19 protein-coding genes and 2 tRNA genes are annotated in these 22,979 nt (G+C 60.3%); all 21 read left to right on the forward strand.

The window, feature by feature from the left end:
• Positions 1–10: 10 nt before the first annotated feature.
• On the forward strand, positions 11–2,302 hold the full coding sequence (nuoG, locus tag JMJ54_RS10690) for an NADH-quinone oxidoreductase subunit NuoG (protein WP_203538539.1): 2,292 nt from the start codon (positions 11–13) through the stop codon (positions 2,300–2,302).
• A gap of 10 nt (positions 2,303–2,312) precedes the next feature.
• Positions 2,313–3,365: an NADH-quinone oxidoreductase subunit NuoH gene (gene nuoH, locus JMJ54_RS10695; RefSeq protein ID WP_203538541.1), complete on the forward strand. Its 1,053-nt coding sequence runs from the start codon at positions 2,313–2,315 to the stop codon at positions 3,363–3,365.
• A gap of 13 nt (positions 3,366–3,378) precedes the next feature.
• A complete protein-coding gene (nuoI, locus tag JMJ54_RS10700; RefSeq protein WP_203538543.1) occupies positions 3,379–3,870 on the forward strand; it encodes an NADH-quinone oxidoreductase subunit NuoI in 492 nt (163 codons plus the stop codon).
• A gap of 15 nt (positions 3,871–3,885) precedes the next feature.
• Positions 3,886–4,518, forward strand: a complete 633-nt coding sequence (locus JMJ54_RS10705) for an NADH-quinone oxidoreductase subunit J (RefSeq protein WP_203538545.1) — start codon at positions 3,886–3,888, stop codon at positions 4,516–4,518.
• Positions 4,519–4,538: 20 nt separating this feature from the next.
• Positions 4,539–4,844 (forward strand): NADH-quinone oxidoreductase subunit NuoK, encoded by a 306-nt coding sequence (nuoK, locus tag JMJ54_RS10710; protein WP_203538547.1) that lies wholly within the window; start codon positions 4,539–4,541, stop codon positions 4,842–4,844.
• A 34-nt stretch (positions 4,845–4,878) separates the two neighbouring features.
• On the forward strand, positions 4,879–6,924 hold the full coding sequence (gene nuoL, locus JMJ54_RS10715) for an NADH-quinone oxidoreductase subunit L (RefSeq protein WP_203538548.1): 2,046 nt from the start codon (positions 4,879–4,881) through the stop codon (positions 6,922–6,924).
• Between the two features lie 33 nt (positions 6,925–6,957).
• Positions 6,958–8,457 carry an NADH-quinone oxidoreductase subunit M gene (locus JMJ54_RS10720; protein ID WP_203538549.1) on the forward strand — a complete coding sequence of 500 codons (1,500 nt, stop codon included), beginning with the start codon at positions 6,958–6,960 and terminating at the stop codon, positions 8,455–8,457.
• 19 nt (positions 8,458–8,476) lie between these two features.
• Positions 8,477–9,934, forward strand: coding sequence for an NADH-quinone oxidoreductase subunit NuoN (nuoN, locus tag JMJ54_RS10725; protein WP_203538600.1), 1,458 nt, complete (start codon positions 8,477–8,479; stop codon positions 9,932–9,934).
• Between the two features lie 6 nt (positions 9,935–9,940).
• Positions 9,941–10,234, forward strand: coding sequence for a DUF2818 family protein (locus tag JMJ54_RS10730; protein ID WP_203538550.1), 294 nt, complete (start codon positions 9,941–9,943; stop codon positions 10,232–10,234).
• 111 nt (positions 10,235–10,345) lie between these two features.
• Positions 10,346–10,422 (forward strand) — tRNA-Val (locus JMJ54_RS10735).
• A gap of 174 nt (positions 10,423–10,596) precedes the next feature.
• Positions 10,597–12,495, forward strand: coding sequence for a threonine--tRNA ligase (gene thrS, locus JMJ54_RS10740; protein WP_203538551.1), 1,899 nt, complete (start codon positions 10,597–10,599; stop codon positions 12,493–12,495).
• A gap of 54 nt (positions 12,496–12,549) precedes the next feature.
• Positions 12,550–13,071 carry a translation initiation factor IF-3 gene (infC, locus tag JMJ54_RS10745; protein WP_203538601.1) on the forward strand — a complete coding sequence of 174 codons (522 nt, stop codon included), beginning with the start codon at positions 12,550–12,552 and terminating at the stop codon, positions 13,069–13,071.
• A 147-nt stretch (positions 13,072–13,218) separates the two neighbouring features.
• The gene (gene rpmI, locus JMJ54_RS10750) at positions 13,219–13,416 is read left to right on the forward strand and encodes a 50S ribosomal protein L35 (protein ID WP_018748785.1); all 198 of its coding nucleotides are present in this window, start codon (positions 13,219–13,221) and stop codon (positions 13,414–13,416) included.
• 16 nt (positions 13,417–13,432) lie between these two features.
• Positions 13,433–13,792 (forward strand): 50S ribosomal protein L20, encoded by a 360-nt coding sequence (rplT, locus tag JMJ54_RS10755; RefSeq protein WP_070531169.1) that lies wholly within the window; start codon positions 13,433–13,435, stop codon positions 13,790–13,792.
• A gap of 158 nt (positions 13,793–13,950) precedes the next feature.
• Entirely contained in the window at positions 13,951–14,952 is a 1,002-nt protein-coding gene (gene pheS / locus JMJ54_RS10760) for a phenylalanine--tRNA ligase subunit alpha (RefSeq protein WP_203538552.1), read from the forward strand.
• Positions 14,953–15,031: 79 nt separating this feature from the next.
• A complete protein-coding gene (gene pheT / locus JMJ54_RS10765) occupies positions 15,032–17,386 on the forward strand; it encodes a phenylalanine--tRNA ligase subunit beta (RefSeq protein ID WP_203538553.1) in 2,355 nt (784 codons plus the stop codon).
• Between the two features lie 20 nt (positions 17,387–17,406).
• Positions 17,407–17,724, forward strand: a complete 318-nt coding sequence (locus JMJ54_RS10770; protein WP_189458308.1) for an integration host factor subunit alpha — start codon at positions 17,407–17,409, stop codon at positions 17,722–17,724.
• The gene (locus JMJ54_RS10775; RefSeq protein ID WP_189458309.1) at positions 17,690–18,049 is read left to right on the forward strand and encodes a MerR family transcriptional regulator; all 360 of its coding nucleotides are present in this window, start codon (positions 17,690–17,692) and stop codon (positions 18,047–18,049) included. The genes JMJ54_RS10770 and JMJ54_RS10775 overlap by 35 nt, the downstream gene beginning before the upstream one ends.
• 36 nt (positions 18,050–18,085) lie before the next feature.
• Positions 18,086–18,162 (forward strand) — tRNA-Pro (locus JMJ54_RS10780).
• Between the two features lie 310 nt (positions 18,163–18,472).
• A complete protein-coding gene (locus tag JMJ54_RS10785) occupies positions 18,473–18,664 on the forward strand; it encodes a hypothetical protein (RefSeq protein ID WP_203538554.1) in 192 nt (63 codons plus the stop codon).
• A gap of 220 nt (positions 18,665–18,884) precedes the next feature.
• Positions 18,885–22,976, forward strand: a complete 4,092-nt coding sequence (locus JMJ54_RS10790) for an RHS repeat domain-containing protein (protein WP_203538555.1) — start codon at positions 18,885–18,887, stop codon at positions 22,974–22,976.
• Positions 22,977–22,979: the final 3 nt, after the last annotated feature.

The following is a 22,979-nucleotide window of genomic DNA, read 5'->3' on the forward strand; positions in this document are numbered from 1 at the left end:
CGAGTCGATCATGCTGGAAATTGAAATCGACGGTAAGAAACTGACAGTCCCCACTGGAAGCACCGTGATGGACGCCGCCAATTCGATTGGCGTGCATATCCCGCACTTCTGCTACCACAAGAAGCTGTCGATTGCCGCGAACTGCCGGATGTGCCTGGTTCAGGTCGAGAAAGCGCCGAAACCGCTGCCCGCCTGTGCTACCCCCGTTACCGACGGGATGAAGGTCTATACCCACTCCGATATGGCCGTGAAGGCCCAGAAAGGGGTGATGGAATTCCTGCTGATCAACCACCCGCTCGACTGCCCGATCTGCGATCAGGGCGGCGAATGCCAGCTGCAGGATCTGGCCGTGGGTTACGGTCAGTCGGGCTCGCGCTACGAAGAAGAAAAGCGCGTCGTTGCCAACAAGAACCTCGGTCCGCTGATCTCGACCGACATGACACGCTGCATCCACTGCAGCCGCTGCGTGCGCTTTACCGAAGAGATCGCCGGCTACCAGGAACTCGGCATGCCGGGTCGTGGCGAGCACACCGAGGTGATGAGCTTCATCGGCAAGACCGTGAACTCGGAAATCTCCGGCAACGTGATCGATCTGTGCCCGGTCGGCGCGCTGACCAGCAAGCCGTTCCGCTACAGCGCCCGGACCTGGGAGCTGTCGCGTCGCAAGAGCGTCGGTGCGCATGACGGTCTCGGTGCCAACCTCGTGGTTCAGGTCAAGAACAACCAGGTGATGCGTGTTCTCCCGCTCGAGAACGAAGCCATCAACGAATGCTGGCTGTCGGACCGCGAACGCTTCAGCTACGAAGCGCTGAACAGTGCTGCGCGCCTGACCCAGCCGATGGTCAAGGACGGCGGCGAGTGGAAGGTCGTCGGCTGGCAGGAAGCGCTGGAGCTGGTCGCGACCAAGCTCAAGGGCATCACCGCCAATCATGGCGCCGACAGCGTTGCAGCGATCGCTTCGCCGAACAGCACGCTTGAAGAACTCTACCTGCTGCGCAAGTCGTTGGCCGGTCTGGACATCCGCAACCTCGAAGCGCGTACCCGCCTCGGCGACGTGCGCTTCGAGACCAAGGCTGCGGGCTGGCTCGGTCAGAGCATCGTCGATCTCGCTGCAAGCGAATCGCTGCTGCTGATCGGCTCGACCTTGCGCAAGGAACAGCCGCTGCTGGCGCAGCGTCTGCGCCAGTCGGTGAAGAAGGGCCTGAAGCTCGCGCTGATCAACCCGCATGACGACGAGCTGCTGACCAAGATTGCCGGCAAGCTGGTCGTACGCCCGGACCAGCTGGTCGAAGGCGTACTTGCCGTACTCAAGGCTGCGGCCGAAGTCACCGGCAAGACCGTGCCGGCCGACATCGATCTGGCGGGCGTTGAAGTCTCGACCGAAGCGCGTGCATTGGCCGAACTGATTGTCGCCGGCGAGAAGAAGTCGCTGGTCCTCGGCAATATCGCACTGCAGCACGAGCGCGCTGCCGAGCTGCACGCGGCTGCGGCTGCGCTAGCCGACATCGCCGGTGCGACGCTGGGCCTGCTGCGTGACGGCGCCAACAGCGTCGGTGCCGACATCGTCGGTTTCGCCACAAACAAGGATCTGATCGCTGCGAATAAGAAGGCCTATGTGCTGCTGCACAGCGAACTGGCCGATTTGAAGAGCGGCGCCAAGGCGGCCTTCGAAGGTGCCGAATTCGTCGTTGCGATGACGTCGTTCGCCGACGAAGCGCGCGACTACGCCGATGTGCTGCTGCCGGTGTCGCCGTTCTCGGAAACCTCGGGTACCTTCGTCAACATGGAAGGCAAGCCGCAGAGCTTCAACGGTGTTGTCCGCCCGCTGGGCGAAACCCGTCCGGCGTGGAAGGTGTTGCGCGTACTTGGCAACATCCTCGGCCTGAACGGCTTCGACTACGACAGCTCGGAAGCCGTCCGTGCCGACGTGCTGAACGGCGATATCGCCAAGGTGCTCGACAACGCGCCGGCCAAGGCCGTTGCGGTCAAGGCGCAGGCCGCTGCCGGTCTGGTCCGTCTGGCCGAAGTGCCGCTGTATGAAACCGATGCACTGGTCCGCCGTGCACCGAGCCTGCAGGCAACGGTCGATGCCGAATCGGCTGCGCAGCTGCGTGCCAATGCGGCCACGCTGGCGTCGCTCGGTCTGGTCGCAGGCGGCAACGCCCGTGTCCAGCAGGGCGGGGCAGCGGTGACGCTGGCCGTTGCCGAAGATGCGGGCCTGCTCGACGCCGTGGTGCGCGTGCCGTCCGGTCGGGCGACGCTGGTGCTCGGTTCGGGCGCAATCGAAGTAGCCAAGGCATAAGGGGAAGAGCATGGAATTTCTGCAAACCACGCTGGGCCTCAACGCAAGCCTTGCTTTCTTCCTCTGGACGCTGGCGAAGATCCTCTGCATCGTCGCGCCGCTGATGGGCGCCGTCGCGTACGCCACGTACGCCGAGCGCAAGGTCATCGGTTACATGCAGATCCGGGTCGGTCCGAACCGGGTTGGCCCGTTCGGCCTGCTGCAACCGATCGCAGACGGCGTGAAGCTCCTGCTGAAGGAAATCATCACGCCGAGCGCCGCGAGCAAGGGGCTGTACTTCCTTGCGCCGGTCATGGTGCTGGTGCCGGCGCTGGCCGCCTGGGCGGTCGTACCGTTCTACCCGGGCTTCGTCGTCGCCGACGTCAACGTCGGCCTGCTGTACGTGATGGCGATCACCTCGATGGGCATCTACGGCGTGATCATCGCCGGCTGGGCGTCGAACTCGAAGTACGCCTTCCTCGGCGGCCTGCGTGCCGCTGCGCAGGTGGTGTCGTACGAACTGGCGATGGGCTTTGCGCTGGTCGGCGTGATCATGGTGTCGGGTTCGCTGAACCTCACCGAGATCGTCAACCAGCAGGGCCACGGTATCGGTGGCGGCTCGATCCTGTCGTGGAACCTGATCCCGCTGTTGCCGCTGTTCGTCGTCTATTTCATCTCGGGTGTCGCCGAAACCAACCGCGCGCCGTTCGACGTGGTGGAAGGCGAGTCGGAAATCGTTGCCGGTCACATGGTCGAGTACTCGGGCATGAGCTTCGCACTGTTCTTCCTGGCCGAATACGCGAACATGTGGCTGATCGCCGCGATGGCGTCGGTGATGTTCCTCGGCGGCTGGCTGTCGCCGTTCCCGGAAAGCTGGCCGATCCTCGGCGCACCGTCCTTCCTGTGGTGGGTGCTCAAGGTCTTCTTCATGATGTTCCTCTTCCTGTGGTTCCGCGCCACGTTCCCGCGCTATCGCTACGACCAGTTGATGCGCCTGGGCTGGAAGGTGTTCATTCCGGTGACGCTGGTCTGGATCGTAGTGGTCGGCGCGTGGATGCAAACCCCGCTGTCGCTGTGGAAGTAAGCAGGGGATAGACATGGAAAAAATTGCTCATTTCTTCAAGACCTTCCTGCTGGTCGAACTGGTCAAGGGGCTGATGCTCACGGGCCGGCACTTCTTCCAGCGCAAGATCACGGTGCAGTTCCCAGAGGAAAAGACGCCGTACAGCCCGCGTTTCCGCGGCCTGCACGCCCAGCGTCGTTACGCCAACGGCGAAGAGCGCTGCATTGCCTGCAAACTGTGCGAAGCGGTTTGCCCGGCAATGGCGATCACGATCGAATCCGAAGCGCGCGAGGACGACAAGACCCGTCGCACCACGCGTTACGACATCGACCTGACCAAGTGCATCTTCTGCGGCTTCTGCGAAGAAGCCTGTCCGGTTGACGCGATCGTCGAAACGCACATTCTCGAGTATCACGGCGAGAAGCGCGGCGACCTGTACTACACCAAGCCGATGCTGCTGGCTGTGGGTGACAAGTACGAAGCGCAGATCGCCGCCAACAAGGCGGCTGACGCCAAATACCGTTAACAGGGCCGACTCGCTATGATCGAAGTGATTTTTTATGTGTTCGCCGCAGTCCTGCTGTTTGCAGGCTTGCGGGTGATCACCGCCAAGAACCCGGTGCACGCCGCCTTGTATCTGGTGCTGTCGTTCTTCAACGGCGCCGCGCTGTGGATGCTGATGCAGGCCGAGTTCCTCGCGGTGTCGCTGATCGTCGTCTATGTCGGCGCGGTGATGGTGCTCTTCCTTTTCGTGGTGATGATGCTCGACATCAACTTCGAAGAGCTGCGCAAGGGCTTCTGGAAGTACGTGCCGGTTGCCGGCGTCGTTGCGGTGGTGATGGCCGTTGAAATGGTGCTGATCCTGACGCACCGTGCCGCGCAGATCGAAGGCGCGCAACTGGTCAATCATCCGGCCGGCTACAACAACGCCAAGGTGCTCGGCCAGCTGATCTACACCGAGTACTTCCTGCCGTTCCAGCTCGCTGCGGTGCTGCTGCTCGTCGGCATGATCGCCGCGATCGCGCTGACGCTGCGCAAGCGCAAGAACACCAAGTACATCAACCCGGCTGACCAGATACAGGTCAAGCGGAACGATCGCGTGAAGATCGTATCGATGCCGGCCGAAGAACGTCCGAGCGTCGAGGCCCCCAAGGCCGATGACGGTCAGGCCTGAGCGGCGGAGAGGATTCAAACGTGATCACACTCACTCACTACCTTGTGCTGGCGGCAATCCTGTTCGCGATTTCCGTATTCGGCATTTTCATGAACCGCAAGAACCTGATCGTGTTGCTGATGGCGATCGAACTGATGCTGCTGGCGGTGAACATGAACTTCATCGCCTTCTCGCAGTTCCTCGGTGATACCGCGGGCCAGGTCTTCGTCTTCTTCATCCTGACCGTGGCGGCAGCCGAATCGGCCATCGGCCTTGCGATCCTCGTCGTGCTGTTCCGCAGCCTGCGTTCGATCAACGTCGAAGACCTCGATAGCCTCAAGGGCTGACCCGATAACAAGATCGACATAACAGGTATTGCCAATGGACATGAAAACGATCTACCTGCTCATCCCGCTCGCGCCGCTGTTCGGCGCGCTGGTGGCAGGTCTCTTCGGCTGGGCGATTTCCCGCCGCGCCGCGCACTGTGTGACGATTGCCGGTGTCGCGGTGTCTTTCCTGCTCTCGGCCTTCGTGCTGAAGGGCATCCTTCTGGACGGCGTCGAGCCGTTCAACGGGACGGTCTACACCTGGCTGACGGTGAACGGCGTTGAATTCAACGTCGGTTTCCTCGTCGACAGCCTGACCGCGATGATGATGTGCGTGGTGACCTTCGTATCGCTGATGGTTCACCTCTACACCATCGGCTACATGCAGGAAGACCCGGGCTACAACCGCTTCTTCAGCTACATCTCGCTGTTCACCTTCTCGATGCTGATGCTGGTGATGGCCAACAACTTCGTCCAACTGTTCTTCGGCTGGGAAGCGGTGGGTCTGGTCTCGTATCTGCTGATCGGCTTCTGGTTCAAGCGTCCGACCGCGACGTTTGCCAACCTGAAGGCCTTTCTGGTCAACCGCGTGGGTGACTTCGGCTTCCTGCTCGGCATCGGTCTGGTGCTGGCACACTTCGGCACGCTGGACTATGCCGCAGTGTTCGCACAGGCGCCGGCACTGAAGGACGCGATGATCACGCTGTTCCCGGGCGCGGAATGGTCACTGATGACCGTGACCTGCATCCTGCTGTTCATCGGTGCGATGGGCAAGTCGGCGCAGTTCCCGCTGCACGTGTGGCTTCCGGATTCGATGGAAGGCCCGACGCCGATTTCGGCACTGATCCACGCCGCGACGATGGTGACCGCCGGTATCTTCATGGTGACCCGGATGTCTCCGCTGTTCGAGCTGTCGGACACTGCGCTGAACTTCATCCTCGTGATCGGTGCGATTACCGCGCTGTTCATGGGTTTCCTCGGCATGATCCAGAACGACATCAAGCGCGTGGTCGCGTACTCGACGCTGTCGCAGCTCGGCTACATGACCGTCGCACTGGGCGCATCGGCCTATTCGGTCGCCGTGTTCCACCTGATGACGCACGCGTTCTTCAAGGCGCTGCTGTTCCTTGGCGCCGGTTCGGTGATCATGGGCATGCACCATGACCAGGACATCCGCAATATGGGTGGCCTGCGCAAGTACATGCCGATTACCTGGATCACCTCGCTGCTGGGTTCGCTGGCGCTGATCGGTACGCCGTTCTTCGCGGGCTTCTACTCGAAGGATTCGATCATCGAGGCCGTGGCCGAGTCGCACCTGCCGGGTGCCGGCTTTGCCTACTTCGCCGTGATCGCCAGCGTGTTCGTGACCGCGTTCTACTCGTTCCGGATGTACTTCCTCGTCTTCCACGGCAAGGAACGCTGGATGGCGAAGGATCATCACGCACATCACGAAGCCGATGCGCACGACGAGGACGAACACCACCACGGACTCGGCCCGAACGACAAGCCGCACGAGTCGCCGTGGGTCGTGACGCTGCCGCTGGTGCTGCTGGCGATTCCGTCGGTGCTGATCGGTTACTTCGCAATCCAGCCGATGCTCTATGGCAACTTCTTCGAAGGCGTGATCTTCATCAATCATGAAGCGCACCCGACGATGGAAATGCTCAAGGAAGAGTTCCACGGCCCGCTGGCCATGGTGATCCACTCGTTCTCGACGCTGCCGCTGTATCTGGCGATCGCGGGTGTGGCCGTGTCCTACCTCTTCTACATGAAAATGCCGGCGATTCCGGCCGCGATCGACCGCTTCTTTACCGCGATCGGCGTGCGCAAGCTCATGGAAGAGAAGTACTACATGGACCATCTGTACATCAACGGTTTTGCCGCTTTCGGCCGCGTGCTCGGTACGCTGTTCTGGAAGGTCGGTGACGTGCTGCTGATCGACGGACTGATGGTCAACGGCACGGCCAAGGTGGTTGGCTTCTTCTCGAGGATCACTCGCCGTCTGCAAACGGGTTACATCTATCACTATGCGTTCGCGATGATTCTCGGCGCGCTGGTGCTGATGACCTGGTGGCTCGGTGGCGTGCTGGTTAGCCAGTAAGCTCGGTTTGAATTGATAACAAGTAGGTAAACTATGACGGGTAATCTTCTGAGCCTGACGATCTGGGTGCCGATCGTCGCCGGCCTCGTCGTGCTCGCAACGGGGGGAGACCGCAACGCCAACGCCGCGCGCTGGCTTGCTGTCCTCGGTGCGCTGGCCGGCCTTCTGGTCTCGGTGCCGCTCTACACCGGTTTCGATTCGTTGCACGGCGGTCTGCAGTTCGTCGAATCGACACCGTGGATCACGATGTTCAACATCAACTACGCACTCGGCGTCGACGGCCTGTCGATGCTGTTCGTGATCCTCAACAGCTTCACGACGCTGATGGTCGTGATCGCCGGCTGGCAGGTGATCCAGAGCCGCGTGGCACAGTACATGGCTGCGTTCCTGATCATGTCGGGCCTGATCAACGGGGCGTTTGCCGCCACCGATGCGATCCTGTTCTACGTGTTCTTCGAAGCCATGCTGATCCCGATGTACCTGATCATCGGCGTCTGGGGCGGTCCGAACCGGATCTACGCGTCGGTCAAGTTCTTCCTGTACACCCTGCTCGGTTCGCTACTGACGCTGGTGGCCTTCGTTTACCTGTACATGCAGGCCGGTGGCAGCTTCGTCATTGCCGACTTCCAGCGCCTGCCGCTGGGCATGGGCGCACAGGTCATGCTGCTGATCGCGTTCTTCTTCGCCTTTGCGGTGAAGGTGCCGATGTGGCCGGTCCACACCTGGCTGCCGGATGCACACGTCGAAGCGCCGACCGGCGGTTCGATGGTGCTGGCCGCGATCACGCTGAAGCTCGGTGCCTACGGCTTCCTGCGGTTCGCTCTGCCGATCGCACCGGACGCTGCACGTGAATATGCGTGGGTGTTCATCATCTTCTCGCTGATCGCCGTCGTTTACATTGGCCTCGTCGCGCTGGTGCAGACTGACATGAAGAAGCTGGTGGCTTATTCGTCGATCTCGCACATGGGCTTCGTCACGCTGGGCTTCTTCATGTTTGCCGGTGGCACGCAGCTGAATCCCTACGCAGTCGAAGGCGCCATCGTGCAGATGGTCAGCCACGGCTTCGTCTCGGCCGCGATGTTCTTCTGCATCGGTGTGATGTACGACCGCGTGCACAGCCGCAAGATTGCCGATTACGGTGGCGTCGCCAACAAGATGCCGATCTTCGCTGCCTTCATGATGCTGTTCGCGATGGCCAACTCGGGCCTGCCGGGTACCTCCGGTTTCGTCGGCGAGTTCATGGTCATCCTCGGTGCCGTGCAAGTGAACTTCTGGTACGCCTTCGCCGCTGCAACCACGCTGATCTTCGGCGCCGGTTACACGCTGTGGATGTACAAGCGCGTGATTTTCGGTGATGTCGCCAACGTACACGTTGCCGAACTCAAGGACGTGAACAAGCGCGAGTTCCTCGTGCTGGCGATTCTCGCAATCGCCGTCCTCGGCATGGGTCTGTATCCGAAGCCGTTTACCGAAGTGATGCACCAGTCGGTCAACGACCTGATCTGGCACGTCTCGCAGTCCAAGCTCCAATAAAGAGTCACCGATGAATATCATGACCTGGTCCAGTCTCAACGCTGGCGTCGCGACCCCGGAGATCTTCCTGCTCTGTGCGACCTGCGCCATCCTGTTGATCGATGTATTCCTCAGCGATGCCAAGCGCCACATCAGCTACGTGCTGACGCTGGCGACCCTGGTCGCTACCGGCTGCCTGCTGGTTGCCGGCTACTCGCTGCAACCGCTGCTGGCGTTCAACGGCATGTTCGTCGCCGATCCGCTGGCTTCGCTGTCCAAGCTCGGCATGGTGGTCGGCGTGATCCTGATGCTCGTTTACGGTCGCGGCTATGCCGTGGCGCGCGGCCTGTTCCGCGGCGAGCTGTTCACCCTGACGCTGTGCGCACTGCTCGGGATGATGGTGATGGCCTCGGCCGTCAACTTCGTCGTGCTGTACGTCGGCCTCGAGCTGCTGTCGCTCTCGCTGTACGCGCTGGTTGCGTTGCAGCGTGACTCCAGCCGTTCGACCGAAGCGGCGATGAAGTACTTCATCCTTGGCGCCCTGGCATCGGGCCTGCTGCTGTACGGCATGTCGATGATCTACGGCGCGACGCAAAGCCTGGATGTCTTCGTGATCTCGCAGAAAATCGCCAATGACGAAGCCAACCGCCTGCTGGCCGTGTTCGGCATCGTGTTCATCGTCACCGGTCTGGGCTTCAAGCTCGGCGCCGTGCCGTTCCACATGTGGGCGCCGGACGTTTACGACGGTGCGCCGACGCTGATTTCGCAGTTGATCGGTTCGGCTCCGAAGGTCGCGGCATTTGCCTTCATCATGCGCATCCTTGCACAGGCGCTCGAGGGGTTTGCTTTCGACTGGCGCTCGATGCTGATGGTGCTGGCCGTCCTCTCGCTGGTGATCGGCAACCTGACCGCGATTGCGCAGGTGAACATCAAGCGGATGTTCGCGTACTCGACGATCTCGCACATGGGCTTCCTGCTGCTGGGCATCATGGCGGCGACGCCGGGCGGCTATGCCGCAGCGTTCTTCTATGCGATGACCTACATGCTCACCGCAGCAGCCGGCTTCGGCATCATCATGCTGCTGTCGCGCGAAGGCTTCGAAGCGGACCAGATTGCCGATTTCCGTGGTCTGAACAAGCGCAGCCCGTGGTTTGCCGCGATGATGTTGATCGTCATGTTCTCGATGGCGGGCATCCCGGTCTTCGTCGGCTTCTTTGCCAAGCTGGCGATCATCCAGGCACTGGTTGGCCTCGGCCTCGTCTGGCTGGCCGTGATCGCGGTGCTGATGTCGGTGATCGGCGCGTTCTACTACCTGCGTATCGTCAAGGTCATGTACTTCGAAGATCCGACCGATGCTGCACCGATCGCCGCCGGTACCGATGCCAAGCTTGTGCTGTCGGTCAACTGCCTGCTGCTGCTGGTGCTCGGCATGATGCCGGATCGCCTGCTGACTGCCCTGACGACGGCCCTGCAGTTCTCGCTGCACACCGGCCTGTAAAGCGCAATGCTGGAGGTCATCCTTCTGGGCACATTGGCGGCATTGGCCGCCAATGTGCCTTTTGTTTCGGGGCGTCTGTTCGGTGTACTGCATCTGGCCAACAAGCATTTCGGCTGGCAGTTGCTCGAGTGGGTGGTGTACTACCTTGCCGTGGGCGGTCTTGCGTGGGGGCTCGAGTCGCGTCTGGCCACGCCGCATTCGCAAAACTGGCAGTTTTACGTCACGACGCTGGCGATGTTTGCCGTACTGTCGTGGCCCGGCTTTGTCTGGCGGTTCTTCTGGCGCAAGCCGGGGCTGTAATCGATAAGACAAAGACCTTGTCGAATCAATGATTTATCGACTTGGTCATGAAAATTTCGCAGGAAGTGCTTGCGGAATCCGGATCGTAAAGCTAATATGCAGTCCTTCGTTAGGCACGTAGCTCAGCTGGTTAGAGCACCACCTTGACATGGTGGGGGTCGTTGGTTCGAGTCCAATCGTGCCTACCAACGAATTTGGAGATTGAATCATGTTGCGAACTCGCACTACTATCCAACACTAAACGGATAGCCGTGCTGGCAAGTTGATTTGATCGAATGAAAAAAGTGCGGCCTGGCCGCACTTTTTTTTTGTCCTCACGTATCGTTAACGACCTGATCCGGTCCAGTTTAAAGGCGCTCACCATGCCCGTCGTCACGCTTCCTGATGGTTCCCAACGCCAGTTCGATGCACCGCTGCGCGTGCACGACGTCGCAGCCAGCATCGGCGCCGGCCTGGCCCGTGCCGCACTGGCCGGCAAGGTCGATGGTCAACTGGTCGATACCAGCTACCTGATCGATCGCGACGTCCAGCTGGCCATCATTACCGACCGCGATGCGGAAGGGCTGGAGGTGATCCGCCACTCGACCGCGCACTTGCTGGCGTACGCGGTGAAAGAGCTGTTCCCGGAGGCGCAGGTGACGATCGGCCCGGTGATCGAGGATGGTTTTTACTACGACTTCAGTTACAAGCGTCCGTTCACGCCCGAAGACCTGGCGCTGATCGAGAAGAAGATGTCCGAGCTGGCCAAGAAGGACCTTCCGGTCGAGCGCTACGAGTTGAGTCGCGACGAGGCCGTGGCCTATTTCAAGGGCATTGGCGAAGCGTACAAGGCCGAGATCATCGAGAGCATTCCGGCCGACCAGGTGCTGAGCCTGTACCGCGAAGGCGATTTCACCGACCTGTGCCGCGGCCCGCACGTGCCGTCGACCGGCAAGCTCAAGGTGTTTAAGCTGATGAAGGTCGCCGGCGCGTACTGGCGCGGCGATTCGAGGAACGAAATGCTCACGCGCGTCTACGGTACCGCGTGGACCAAGAAGGAAGACCTCGAGGCTTATCTGCATCGGCTCGAAGAGGCCGAGAAGCGCGACCATCGCAAGATCGGCAAGGCGCTGGATCTCTTCCACCTGCAGGACGAAGCACCGGGCATGGTGTTCTGGCATCCGAAGGGCTGGTCGCTGTGGCAGTCGATCGAGCAGTACATGCGTCGCAAGCTGAACGAGCATGGCTATCAGGAAATCCGCACGCCGATGGTGATGGACCGGACGCTGTGGGAAAAGTCCGGCCACTGGGGCAACTACCGCGACAACATGTTCACGACCGAATCGGAAAAACGTGACTACGCGGTCAAGCCGATGAACTGCCCGGGTCATATCCAGGTGTTCAACCAGGGCCTGCGCTCGTATCGTGACCTGCCGCTGCGCTACGCCGAGTTCGGCTCCTGCCACCGCAACGAGCCGTCGGGTTCGTTGCACGGCATCATGCGCGTGCGCGGCTTCGTGCAGGACGATGCGCATATCTTCTGTACCGAAGCACAGGTGCAGGTCGAGGCAGCCAAGTTCATCGATCTGCTCAAAGAGGTCTATGCCGACTTCGGTTTCGACGAAATCCTCGTCAAGCTGTCGACCCGTCCGGAAAAGCGCATCGGCACCGAAGAGGCGTGGGATCGCGCCGAGGCGGCGCTGGCGGCTGCGCTCGACTCCAAGGGGCTGGCATTCGAGTATCTGCCGGGTGAGGGCGCGTTCTACGGCCCGAAGATCGAGTTCACGCTGAAGGACTGTCTGGGGCGCTTGTGGCAGTGCGGTACGCTGCAGATCGACCCGAACCTGCCGGAGCGTCTCGGTGCCGAGTACGTCGGCGAAGACAATGCGAAGCATCGCCCGATCATGTTGCACCGCGCGGTGCTGGGTTCGCTCGAGCGCTTCATCGGCATCCTGATCGAAAACCATGCCGGCGCGTTCCCGTTCTGGCTGGCGCCGACGCAGTTTGTCGTGATGAATATTTCCGAATCTCAGCGCGAGTACGCCGAATCGGTTGCCAAGTTGCTGGGTCAACGCGGCTTCCGTGGTGACGCCGACTTGAGGAACGAGAAAATAACCTATAAAATTCGCGAACATAGCTTGCAACGCCTTCCTTATCAGCTCATCGTGGGCGACAAGGAGAAGGAAGCAGGCTTGGTGGCCGTGCGTAGCCGCAGTGGCGAGGATCTCGGGCAAATGACGCTGGATGCGCTGGTTGAGCGCTTCAACGGCGAACTGCTCTGAGGGAGTGTCCTCTAAGACGCACGGTTTTTCTTTTTCCGGATTTGGAGAACTGCAATAGCTGCGCAAGACAAAGAACCGCGGATCAACGGTGAAATCACCGGCCGCGAAGTGCGACTGCAAGGGGCCGAGGGTGAACAACTCGGTATCGTAAGCCTGTTCCAGGCGATGTCGATGGCCGAAGAAGCCGAACTCGACCTGGTTGAAATCGCCCCGAACGCGCAGCCGCCCGTTTGCCGCCTGATGGACTACGGCAAGTTCAAGTTCCAAGAGTCGAAGAAGAAGGCGGCGGCCAAGGCGAAGCAGAAGCAAATCCAGGTCAAGGAAGTCAAGTTCCGTCCGGGTACCGACGAAAACGATTACCAGGTCAAGCTGCGTAATCTGGTTCGCTTCCTGGAAGAAGGTGACAAGGCCAAGATCACGCTGCGTTTCCGCGGTCGCGAAATGGCTCACCAGGAAATCGGCATGGCGCAGCTCAAGCGCGTCGAAGCCGACCTGACCGAACTGGCCGTGGTCGAGCAGTATCCGCGCCTTGAAGGCCGGCAAATGGTGATGATGCTGGCGCCGAAGAAGAAGTAAGCGCCCGCAGCACAGAATAACGGCGTGGCGACAGCCGCCGTCGAGTTCCGGAAACGGGATCGTTGTCGCAACAAAAGCGGGGTGGCGGGCTTTAAGTCTCTTTGGAGCGCCTGTTGCCTGATCCAACACAACTTGGAGTGCATATACATGCCCAAGATGAAAACCAAGAGCAGCGCCAAGAAGCGCTTCAAGGTTCTTGGCGGTGGCGGCGTCAAGCGCAGCCATGCGTTCAAGCGCCACATCCTTACCAAGAAAACCACCAAAAACAAGCGCCAACTGCGCGGTACCTCGATGGTCGATGCGACCAACATGGGCCACGTACGTGCGATGTTGCCCTACGCGTAACTAAAGGAGAAGAAACATGCCTCGCGTTAAACGTGGTGTAACCGCCCGCGCTCGTCACAAGAAGATCCTGAATCTGGCGAAGGGCTATCGCGGCCGTCGCAAGAACGTATACCGCATTGCCAAGCAAGCGGTTATGAAGGCTGGCCAATACGCTTACCGTGACCGTCGTCAAAGGAAGCGTCAGTTCCGTCAGCTGTGGATCACCCGTATCAATGCAGCAGCACGCGAATGCGGTCTGGCCTACAGCCGCTTCATGAACGGCCTGAAGAAGGCTGGCATCGAAGTGGACCGCAAGGTGCTGGCTGACCTCGCCGTGTTCGACAAGCCGGCTTTTGCCAAGTTTGTCGAGCAAGCCAAGGCTGGCCTCGCTGCCTGATCGGTAAGTGCTTGAAAAGGGAGGCTTTCCGGCCTCCCTTTTTTATTCCTGTCGTTTTGGGCGTGTTTTGCCGCTGCGACGTTGACGAGACGTGATTCCCGAGCATTCTGATCAGAATTTTCGTGAATCGTTTTTCCTGACCCATCCGGGACCCGACCATGGTTGCGAACGTACAAACCCTTCTCGATGAAGGCCTGGCCGCGCTGGCAGCGACGAGCGACGCGCAAGAGCTGGAGAACGCCAAGGCGCGTTACATTGGCAAGGAAGGTGCGATCACCGCCTTGCTGCGCCAGCTGGGCGCCTTGCCGCCGGAAGAAAAGAAAACCTTTGGCGCGACCGTCAATCAGGCCAAGCAGGCATTCGAAGCCGCGCTGCAGGCGCGACGCGATGCGCTGGCCGCCGACAAGCTGGCGAAGCAGCTGGCCGCCGAAGCGCTTGACGTTTCGCTGCCGGGGCGAGGCCTGCCGTCCGGTGGCCTGCATCCGGTGACGCTGGTGCAGCAGCGCATCGAGGCCTTGTTCCGCTCGATCGGTTTCGATGTCGCCGACGGCCCGGAAATCGAAAACGATTTCCACAACTTCGAAGCGCTGAACATCCCCAAGGATCACCCGGCACGGGCGATGGCCGACACCTTCTATATCGAAGACGAAGGCGGCGGCGAGCCGCTGGTGCTGCGTACGCACACCAGCCCGATCCAGGTCCGTTACATGCTGAACAATCAGCCGCCGATCAAGATCATTGCGCCGGGCCGCGTGTACCGCGTCGACTCCGATGCGACCCATTCGCCGATGTTCCACCAGATGGAAGGTCTGTGGGTCGAAGAAGGCGTGTCGTTTGCCGACCTTAAGAGCGTGATCGTCGACTTCCTGCGCAATTTCTTCGAACGCGATGACCTGCAGGTGCGTTTCCGTCCGTCCTTCTTCCCGTTCACCGAACCGTCGGCCGAGATCGACGTGCTGGGCGAGCGCGGCTGGCTCGAAGTCGGCGGCTGCGGCATGGTGCATCCGAACGTGCTAAAGAACGTCGGCATCGACTCGGAAAAGTACACCGGCTTTGCCTTCGGCATCGGCCTCGACCGTTTTGCGATGCTCTATTACGGCGTCAACGACCTGCGCCTGTTCTTCGAGAACGACCTGTCCTTCCTCGGTCAGTTCGAATAAGCCGTCTTACCCCCGAATTCCTTTTCCCATGCCTGAATGCAGCGGTCGCGATGCGACGGCTGCACCTTGGAGCCAAGCGATGAAATTTTCCGAACAATGGCTGCGCAGCTGGGTCGACCCCCAGCTCGATTCCGAGCAGCTGGCGCATCTGCTGACGATGGCCGGCCTTGAGGTCGAAGAAAACGAACCGGCAGCGCCCGCATTCGACAACGTTTTCGTTGCCGAGGTGCTGTCGATTGCCAAGCACCCGGACGCCGACCGTCTGAACGTCTGCAGTGTCAATGTCGGCGAAGCCGAGCCGATCACCATCGTCTGCGGTGCACCGAACGTGGCTGCCGGCCTGAAAGTGCCGTGCGCCCGCATTGGCGCGACGCTGCCCGGCGATTTCAAGATCAAGCGCGCCAAGGTGCGCGGTGTCGAGTCGTCCGGCATGTTGTGCTCGGGTGACGAGCTCGGTATTCCCGACGGCGTCGACGGCCTGCTGCTGCTGCCGGCCGATGCGCCGGTCGGCACGCCCATCCGCGATTACCTGCAGCTCGACGACCGGCTGCTGACGCTCAAGCTCACGCCGAACCGCGCCGACTGCCTGTCGATCAAGGGCATTGCCCGCGAAGTGGCGGCCCTGACCGGTGCCGAGGCCAAGCCGGTGCTGGCCGTCGCGGTTGCGCCGAGCATTGATGACGCGATCAGTGTGTCATTGCACGGTGGCGAAGCCTGCCCGCGCTACCTCGGCCGCGTACTGCGCAACGTCAACACGCAAGCCGCAACGCCGGACTGGATGAAACAGCGTCTGGCACGTTCGGGCGTGCGTTCGATTTCCGCCGTTGTCGACGTCACCAACTATGTGCTGCTCGAACAAGGCCAGCCGATGCACGCGTTTGATCTGGCCAGGATCGAAGGCGGCATCCGGGCGCGCTTTGCGCAGGCCGGCGAAACGCTGGTGCTGTTGAACGAGAAGGAGGTCAAGCTCGACGCAGACATGCTCGTGATCGCGGACGACAAGAAGGCGCTGGCGCTGGCCGGCATCATGGGCGGACTGGATTCGTCGGTGGGTGACGAGACCCGTGAGCTGCTGCTGGAATCGGCGTTCTTCGCGCCGGAAGTGATTGCAGGCAAGGGGCGTCGCCTCGGCTTCAGCTCGGACAGCTCGCACCGCTTCGAACGCGGCGTCGATTTCGGCGCCAGCCGCGAGGCGCTCGAACGTGCCACGCAACTGATCCTCGATATTTGCGGCGGCAATGCCGGCCCGGTAACCGAGGCCGTCGCCACGTTGCCGGCCCGCAAGCCGGTGACCTTGCGCGTGTCGCGCGTCGCCAAGGTGCTGGGCGTACAGCTGGCAGCAGAAGAGATTGTCGCCATCCTCGGCCGGATCGGCCTGCCGACCGCGCTGGCCGGTGACGTGATTACCGTGACCCCGCCGAGCTTCCGTTTCGATATCGAAATCGAGGAAGACCTGATCGAGGAAGTCGCCCGCGTCTACGGCTACGAGAATATTCCGGTCGCAGCATCGAATGCCAAGCTGGCGATGCTGGCCCTGCCGGGTGATGCGCGCGGCAAGATGGCGCTGAAGCATCAGCTGGTGGCGCGCGATTATCGCGAAGCGATCAATTACGCCTTCGTCGAAGCCCGGTGGGAAGCCGACTTCGCCGCCAACGCCAATCCGGTGAAGCTGATCAATCCGATCGCCAGCCAGATGAGCGTGATGCGTTCGACCCTGATCGGCGGTCTGGTTGCCGGCCTCAAGCACAACCTGAATCGCAAGCAGGAGCGGGTACGCCTGTTCGAAGTGGCACGGGTGTTCAACGGCGTTGCCGCCGACGTTCAGCCCGAGCGCATTGCCGCGCTGGCCTGGGGCGCCCGCGCGCCCGAGCAGTGGAGCGCCGGCAAGGACAAGGTCGATTTCTTCGACATCAAGGCCGATGTCGAAGCCCTGATCGCGCCGCGTGTGGCCGAGTTCCGCCGCGTGGCCCATCCGGCGCTGCATCCGGGCCGTGCCGCCGAAGTCGTGCTCGACGGTGCCGTGATCGGCGTGCTCGGCGAGCTGCATCCGCAGTGGGTGCAGGCCTACGAACTCGGTCAGGCGCCGGTGCTGTTCGAACTGGATGTTGCCGCCTTGTTGTCGGTGCGGCGGATCAAGGCCGAGCCGGTGTCGAAGTTCCAGCCTGTCCGCCGTGACCTTGCGCTGGTCGTGGACGAGGCAGTGTCGGTGGCCGAACTTCAGGCCGCATTCGCAACGGTGAAGAACCCGATCGTGACCGAGGTAGCCCTGTTCGACGTCTACCGTGGCAAGGGGGTCGAGGACGGGAAAAAGAGCCTTGCTTTCAAGGTGTTAATCCAAGATACTCGGAAAACTTTGACCGATGATGAGGTCGATGCCGCCGTGAATCAGCTGCTGCGCAAAGCAGAAACGTGTGGCGCGATGTTGAGGGCGTAATGCAGTACGGAACTACCACAATGACGCTGACCAAGGCCGACCTTGCCGACATGCTGTTCGACAAGGTGGGCCTCAACAAGCGCGAAGCAAAAGACATGGTCGAGGCGTTTTTCGAAGAAATTCGCCTCTCGCTGGCCGATGGGGATGTCGTGAAGTTGTCGGGGTTCGGCAATTTCCAGCTGCGCGACAAACCGCAGCGCCCCGGGCGCAATCCCAAGACCGGGGAAGAAATCCCGATTTCCGCCCGCCGGGTGGTGACCTTTCACGCCAGCCAGAAGCTCAAGGGCTTAGTCGAAATCCACTATGCAAAGCACCAGCAACGTCGTTCCGACCAATGAACTGCCGCCGATCCCGGCCAAGCGTTACTTCACCATCGGTGAGGTGAGCGAGCTGTGCGGCGTCAAGCCGCATGTGCTGCGCTACTGGGAGCAGGAATTCACCCAGCTCAAGCCGGTGAAGCGGCGGGGCAACCGTCGCTACTACCAGCATCACGAAGTACTGCTGGTGCGGCGGATCCGCTCGCTGCTGTACGAGCAGGGCTTCACCATCAGCGGCGCGCGCAACCAGCTCGCGCATCTGGGCGAGGGCACGGCCGGCAGCAATGAAGTGACCGCGTCGGTACGGCAGGAGCTTCAAGCGTTGCTCGACTGGCTCAAGCTCTAGCGCAGTGCCGGCGAAGTCGTTATACTTCGCAGCTCTCGGAATGTAGCGCAGCCTGGTAGCGCACTTGCATGGGGTGCAAGGGGTCGCGAGTTCGAATCCCGCCATTCCGACCAATAAAAGAAAAGGGGGTTAGCTTCGGCTAACCCCCTTTTTTCGTTCTGGCTCGGATTAGAAGGACTTCTAATCCTCGATGCAGAACCATCTTTCAAGGAGCCCGCATATGCGGGCTTTTTTTTGCTTTGCTACGCCTTTGAGAGGCAACTGTTCTTGCTTCGGTGCTTTGCTGCGATTGTTGGTGCCCAGAAGTTGGCTACAGCCGTGATCCCCCTTGCACGCTCAGGCACTGTAGGAGCCGCTACAGGTTTGCGTGGAGGTGCGGCGAGCCATGCTTCTAATGCGGCTGCGACACCCGTCGGTTTCAACTTGGGTGCGAAGGCTTCGGCAATCGATGATCGGCCCGCAGGCGCTAAAGCCCCCTACGATGTGCAGCCGCTGTTCTTCGCCTTGCGCGAGCAGTATTTCACCGACTGCTCAGGCTGGCCGGACAACGGTAAGGGCTGGTCGAGGCGTGTGGTGCAAAACCTGAAGTATGCGCAGCAGGATGCCCAAACCTGACAAATGAGTCACCCATGCGCCTTCGACCGTACGCCTTGGTCGAGGCGAGAGACGTGCTAAATAAATGCGGATTGCATATAGACCATATGTAGCGATGTTGTGACATTTTTTCGTAACGATTTTGAAATTGTTTCGTGTGCAGGGTAAAAGTCAGTCTGGGATTAATTTTTCGTAAGTTGCGCGCTTGGCTTCGTAGCTGACGACATACAAAAAACTGCACATGAAAATCAAAAACAAGTTGTTGGCTGCGGGTTGCGTCATCGCTACCGCAGGGATTGTTCTAGCCGCGATTACAGATCCAACGAGCACTGGCACAGACCTAAGTGGCCAGTTCCCGGATACCTATAGCGAACCTGGGGCCAAGCAAGTTCGTACGCCCGAGGGAACTGGTTCTGTCGACGAACTCGATCCGCTGACCGGTACGCTGCGGGTGGTCATCCCGATGTTCAACATTCGGGGGAACGGGCAGCTTCCACTCGCACTGCAGTACACGATCAACACTGCGGATCCGTTACAAAACGGCGTGTATTACCCACGGCTACGGTATGCCACCAAAACGTCGACTTGCTTTACCGGTGCCGTTGAGTACAGGGAGGCGATGTTGAAGCTGGAAATGCCGGATGGCACCACCCAGCAGGTGCTGTATGCCGAAACACTCGGCAACGGAGAGGCCCGCTTCCGTACACCAGGGAACTGGAAAATCGATTGCAGACTACAGGATGGGAAGCCTGTCTTTTACGGGTATGCCCCCGACGGCTCCGTCTTTCAGTTTGATCAACGAGCAACGCGTACAGCAGCCTATGCGCCGCTGTGGAACCCCGATGCACAAGTCGGCAGCGCAACCCAAATCGAGCGGCAATACTCGGTTTCCACATTCAATTACTTTCAACCCAGTCGAGTGACGGATCGTAATGGCAACTGGTTGAGCATCCAGTATCAGGATGGCGATTTGAGCCGGGTAGAGGCTAGTGATGGACGTCTCGCCACGTTGGCCTATGCCGATCGCAAACTCACGAGCATTGCCGTGGGCAATCAGGCTTGGCGCATTGAACGAGACAACACTTCGCGTTTTAGATTGGTCAGACCTGATGGCCAGGCTTGGATATTCGATTACACCGCCACCAAGTTTAATTTGGACTGGTTGCTGACATCAATTACAACGCCGGACTCCGGAAAATACACCTACTCCTACGCATTCTTGGTCGTGGATAACCCCCGTGCCAGTGACTGCGGGAATGAAAATTGCGGACAACTTCAGCGCAATAATCCCATCCGTGAGCATGGTCGCTACCTGGTCTGGCGAAAGGCCAGCTCCGATGGCGGAGAGTGGACGATCCGTGAGTTCAATCCGGGGAAAATGAACTCGACCTATGCGCCTTCGGCGATGAGTGAAAAACCGACCGACCCAACGATCCGTACGGTCTCGACACCGTCAGGCACAACGGTATATCGCTACTTCAGTATCTATGACACGGATAACTGCACGGCAGACCGCTGGAAGATCGGCTCGCTGCTAGAAAAGTCGGTGCGGGACTTCAGCGGTCGCGAGCTGGAAAAAACCACCTTCGATTGGGAAAAGCAACAGATTGGCATTGGCGACGACTATCTGTTTGGCCCGATCAAGGCCTTCTCCTATGAGCAGAATATCTTCTCTTGCACAGGCTCGAAGGCGTTCATGCCCGTCATGAACAAAAAAACCGTGGTCCGCGACGGTGCGACCTACACGACCAACTATCGCAACGATGCCTATGGCCGGCCGACCCTGATTTCGGAAACGGGGCCCGGCGGTGAAACGCGGGTCACCAGCAAGAGCTATGTCGAGCTGTCTGGCAAGTGGCTGTTGAATCTGGTTGGTGAGGAGACTGTTGCTGCTACCGAAGGAGGGGCCGTTGTTTCCCGCCTCAGCCGGCAGTTCGATGATCGCGGCAACGTCACCACGGAAACCGCCAATCAGGTCACAACCGGGTTCACGTACCACGCCAGTGGCGATGTTGCGACGACCAGCGATGCACGGGGCTTTGTAACCAGCTTCAACGACTACTACCGCGGCCTGCCACGCTTTGAGCAGCGTCCAGTGGGTGTCAGTGATGGTGGTTCGTGCCCGTCGACCATTGGCGCGACCATCGATCTGCGTCGTACTGTCGATGATTACGGGAACGTGCTCTCGTTTACGGACGGTGCGGGTTTCACAACGTCTTACCAGTACGACGGCCTCAATCGCGTTACGTCGATTTCAACACCACAGGGCAACCCGAGTTCGATTGTCTGGCAGCAAGGCCAGCGTGTCCTGACGCGTGGCAACTACAGCAATGCGATTTACTTCGATGGCTTTGGTCGACCGGTTTCCGAGGTCACCAACGGCGTCAGCGTGAATCGTCGTTTCGATGCGCTCGGACGTCTGGTATTCCAGAGCTATCCGGGGGCGGGCGTGGGAACCTCCACCGAGTTCGATGCGCTGTCCCGCCCGGTTCGCGTGACCCATGCGGACGGACAGTACAAGCAGTTCAGTTATTCGGGTGCGACCATCGAGGAGCGAAACGAGCGCGGCTTTGCAACGTCCAGAATTTACCGCGCTTACGGTGACCCGGATGCACGCCAGCTGATGCAGATCGTCCCGGCATTGACCGATCCGACCGTGACGCTGACCCGCGATCTGATCGGCAATGTCACTTCGGTGAGCCAGAAGGGCGCCACCCGCTCGTACGAGTACGACGCCAGACAGTTCCTGATTGCCCGAAACGATCCGGAAGTCGGCCGTACCGTCTACGGTCGGGATGCGGTCGGCAACATGATCAGCAGCAAGGTCGGCAATCAGCCGACCACGGCGTATACCTACGATGGCCAAAACCGCCTCAAGGCCACCACCTACAGCGACAATCTGGCGGAAAACAGCTGCCTGCAGCATGCAAAAAACGGCAAGCTGGGCGAGCTGAAGACAGCCAAAGTAACCCGCAGCTACGGCTACGACGGCAACCGCAACCTGACCTCCGAATCCCTGCTGCTCGACGGCAAACAATGGGATCTGAATTACAGCTACAACGGCAACGACGCATTAGCCGTGCAGCGATATCCAACGGGGCGGCAGCTTGACCTGCAACCGGATGCCTTCGGCCGTCCGACCCAGCTGGGTAGCTATGTTGGCGGCCCGGTCGTGTATCACCCGAATGGCCAGGTGAAGTACTTCCAGCAAGGTCCGTTGATGACGTCGATCCTGCAGGATCAGCGCTTGCGAACCGAGCGTCTGTTTGTCGGTGGGCAATACATTACGCCAACCCCGATCCCAACACCTACACCGATACCGACACCTACCGGATATCAATACGACGTGTACCAGGTGGACTACGCCGTCTTGATCCCTTGCCAGACGCAATGTGGCACGTTGCCGCTTGAGGAGGTGCTGAGCAAGAAAGGTACAGTGTGCAGTGCAACCTCTGTCCCTGACGCTTGCACGGAGATTGGCGATTACCTTGGCCGCGGTAATTCCATTTGCAATCAGACCCGACCGGGCGTCGGCACTGCGTGCATCAAAAATGCTTGCCTGGAGCGCCGCAAGGCCAATGGATTGCGCTGCGATCCGCCGCCCCCAACCCCGGTGCCGACACCGATTCCCACTCCGGTACCGACTCCCGTGCCGACTCCGGCGCCTACCCCTGCCGGCTACCAGTATGGTTACTACAAGGTTGATTATGCGACTGACAATCGCTGCCAAACCCAGTGCGGAACCTTGCCCTATGTGGAAACGCTGTCGCAGACCAGTCTGACCTGCAGTGCAACGACCCTGTCCGAAGGCTGCACTGGGAGTGGCGACTACCTCGGCGTTGGTCGGGATATTTGCAACGAGACCCGTCCTGGCGTCGGCACCGCCTGCATCAAGAACGCATGTCTGCAAAAGCGGCTATCGACTGGCGTACGCTGCACGGTTCCGACTCCAGTGCCTACCCCCGTACCGACCCCGGTGCCCACGCCTGTACCGACTCCGGTCCCAACGCCGGTTCCGACGCCGGTGCCCACACCTGTACCTACTCCAGTGCCGACTCCCCCGGGCTTCCAGTACAACATCTACAAGGTGGATTATGTTACCCAGTCCACTTGTCAGACTCAGTGTGGTTCGCTGCCTCTTGTCGAGAAACTCAGTCACCAAGGCAGCACTTGCAGCCCCAGCGCCATTGGCGATGCCTGCACCCAGACCGGCCAGTATCTCGGGGTAGGCTCGGAGCTTTGCAACTTGGTACGCCCGGGCGTAGGTACACCGTGCATCAAGAGTGCGTGCTTGCAACGCCGCATTTCAACCGGCCAGCGTTGCTACCCCTAAGGT

Source organism: Jeongeupia naejangsanensis (genome assembly GCF_016865585.1).
In the GTDB taxonomy this organism is placed as follows: domain Bacteria; phylum Pseudomonadota; class Gammaproteobacteria; order Burkholderiales; family Chitinibacteraceae; genus Jeongeupia; species Jeongeupia naejangsanensis.

Excerpts from the sequence above, each read along its gene's own strand:
- nuoG (WP_203538539.1), top strand. The coding sequence starts at position 11 with ATGCTGGAAATTGAAATCGACGGTAAGAAACTGACAGTCCCCACTGGA.
- nuoH (WP_203538541.1), top strand. The coding sequence starts at position 2,313 with ATGGAATTTCTGCAAACCACGCTGGGCCTCAACGCAAGCCTTGCTTTC.
- nuoI (WP_203538543.1), top strand. The coding sequence starts at position 3,379 with ATGGAAAAAATTGCTCATTTCTTCAAGACCTTCCTGCTGGTCGAACTG.
- JMJ54_RS10705 (WP_203538545.1), top strand. The coding sequence starts at position 3,886 with ATGATCGAAGTGATTTTTTATGTGTTCGCCGCAGTCCTGCTGTTTGCA.
- nuoL (WP_203538548.1), top strand. The coding sequence starts at position 4,879 with ATGGACATGAAAACGATCTACCTGCTCATCCCGCTCGCGCCGCTGTTC.
- JMJ54_RS10720 (WP_203538549.1), top strand. The coding sequence starts at position 6,958 with ATGACGGGTAATCTTCTGAGCCTGACGATCTGGGTGCCGATCGTCGCC.
- nuoN (WP_203538600.1), top strand. The coding sequence starts at position 8,477 with ATGACCTGGTCCAGTCTCAACGCTGGCGTCGCGACCCCGGAGATCTTC.
- JMJ54_RS10730 (WP_203538550.1), top strand. The coding sequence starts at position 9,941 with ATGCTGGAGGTCATCCTTCTGGGCACATTGGCGGCATTGGCCGCCAAT.
- thrS (WP_203538551.1), top strand. The coding sequence starts at position 10,597 with ATGCCCGTCGTCACGCTTCCTGATGGTTCCCAACGCCAGTTCGATGCA.
- rpmI (WP_018748785.1), top strand. The coding sequence starts at position 13,219 with ATGCCCAAGATGAAAACCAAGAGCAGCGCCAAGAAGCGCTTCAAGGTT.
- rplT (WP_070531169.1), top strand. The coding sequence starts at position 13,433 with ATGCCTCGCGTTAAACGTGGTGTAACCGCCCGCGCTCGTCACAAGAAG.
- pheS (WP_203538552.1), top strand. The coding sequence starts at position 13,951 with ATGGTTGCGAACGTACAAACCCTTCTCGATGAAGGCCTGGCCGCGCTG.
- pheT (WP_203538553.1), top strand. The coding sequence starts at position 15,032 with ATGAAATTTTCCGAACAATGGCTGCGCAGCTGGGTCGACCCCCAGCTC.
- JMJ54_RS10770 (WP_189458308.1), top strand. The coding sequence starts at position 17,407 with ATGACGCTGACCAAGGCCGACCTTGCCGACATGCTGTTCGACAAGGTG.
- JMJ54_RS10775 (WP_189458309.1), top strand. The coding sequence starts at position 17,690 with ATGCAAAGCACCAGCAACGTCGTTCCGACCAATGAACTGCCGCCGATC.
- JMJ54_RS10790 (WP_203538555.1), top strand. The coding sequence starts at position 18,885 with ATGAAAATCAAAAACAAGTTGTTGGCTGCGGGTTGCGTCATCGCTACC.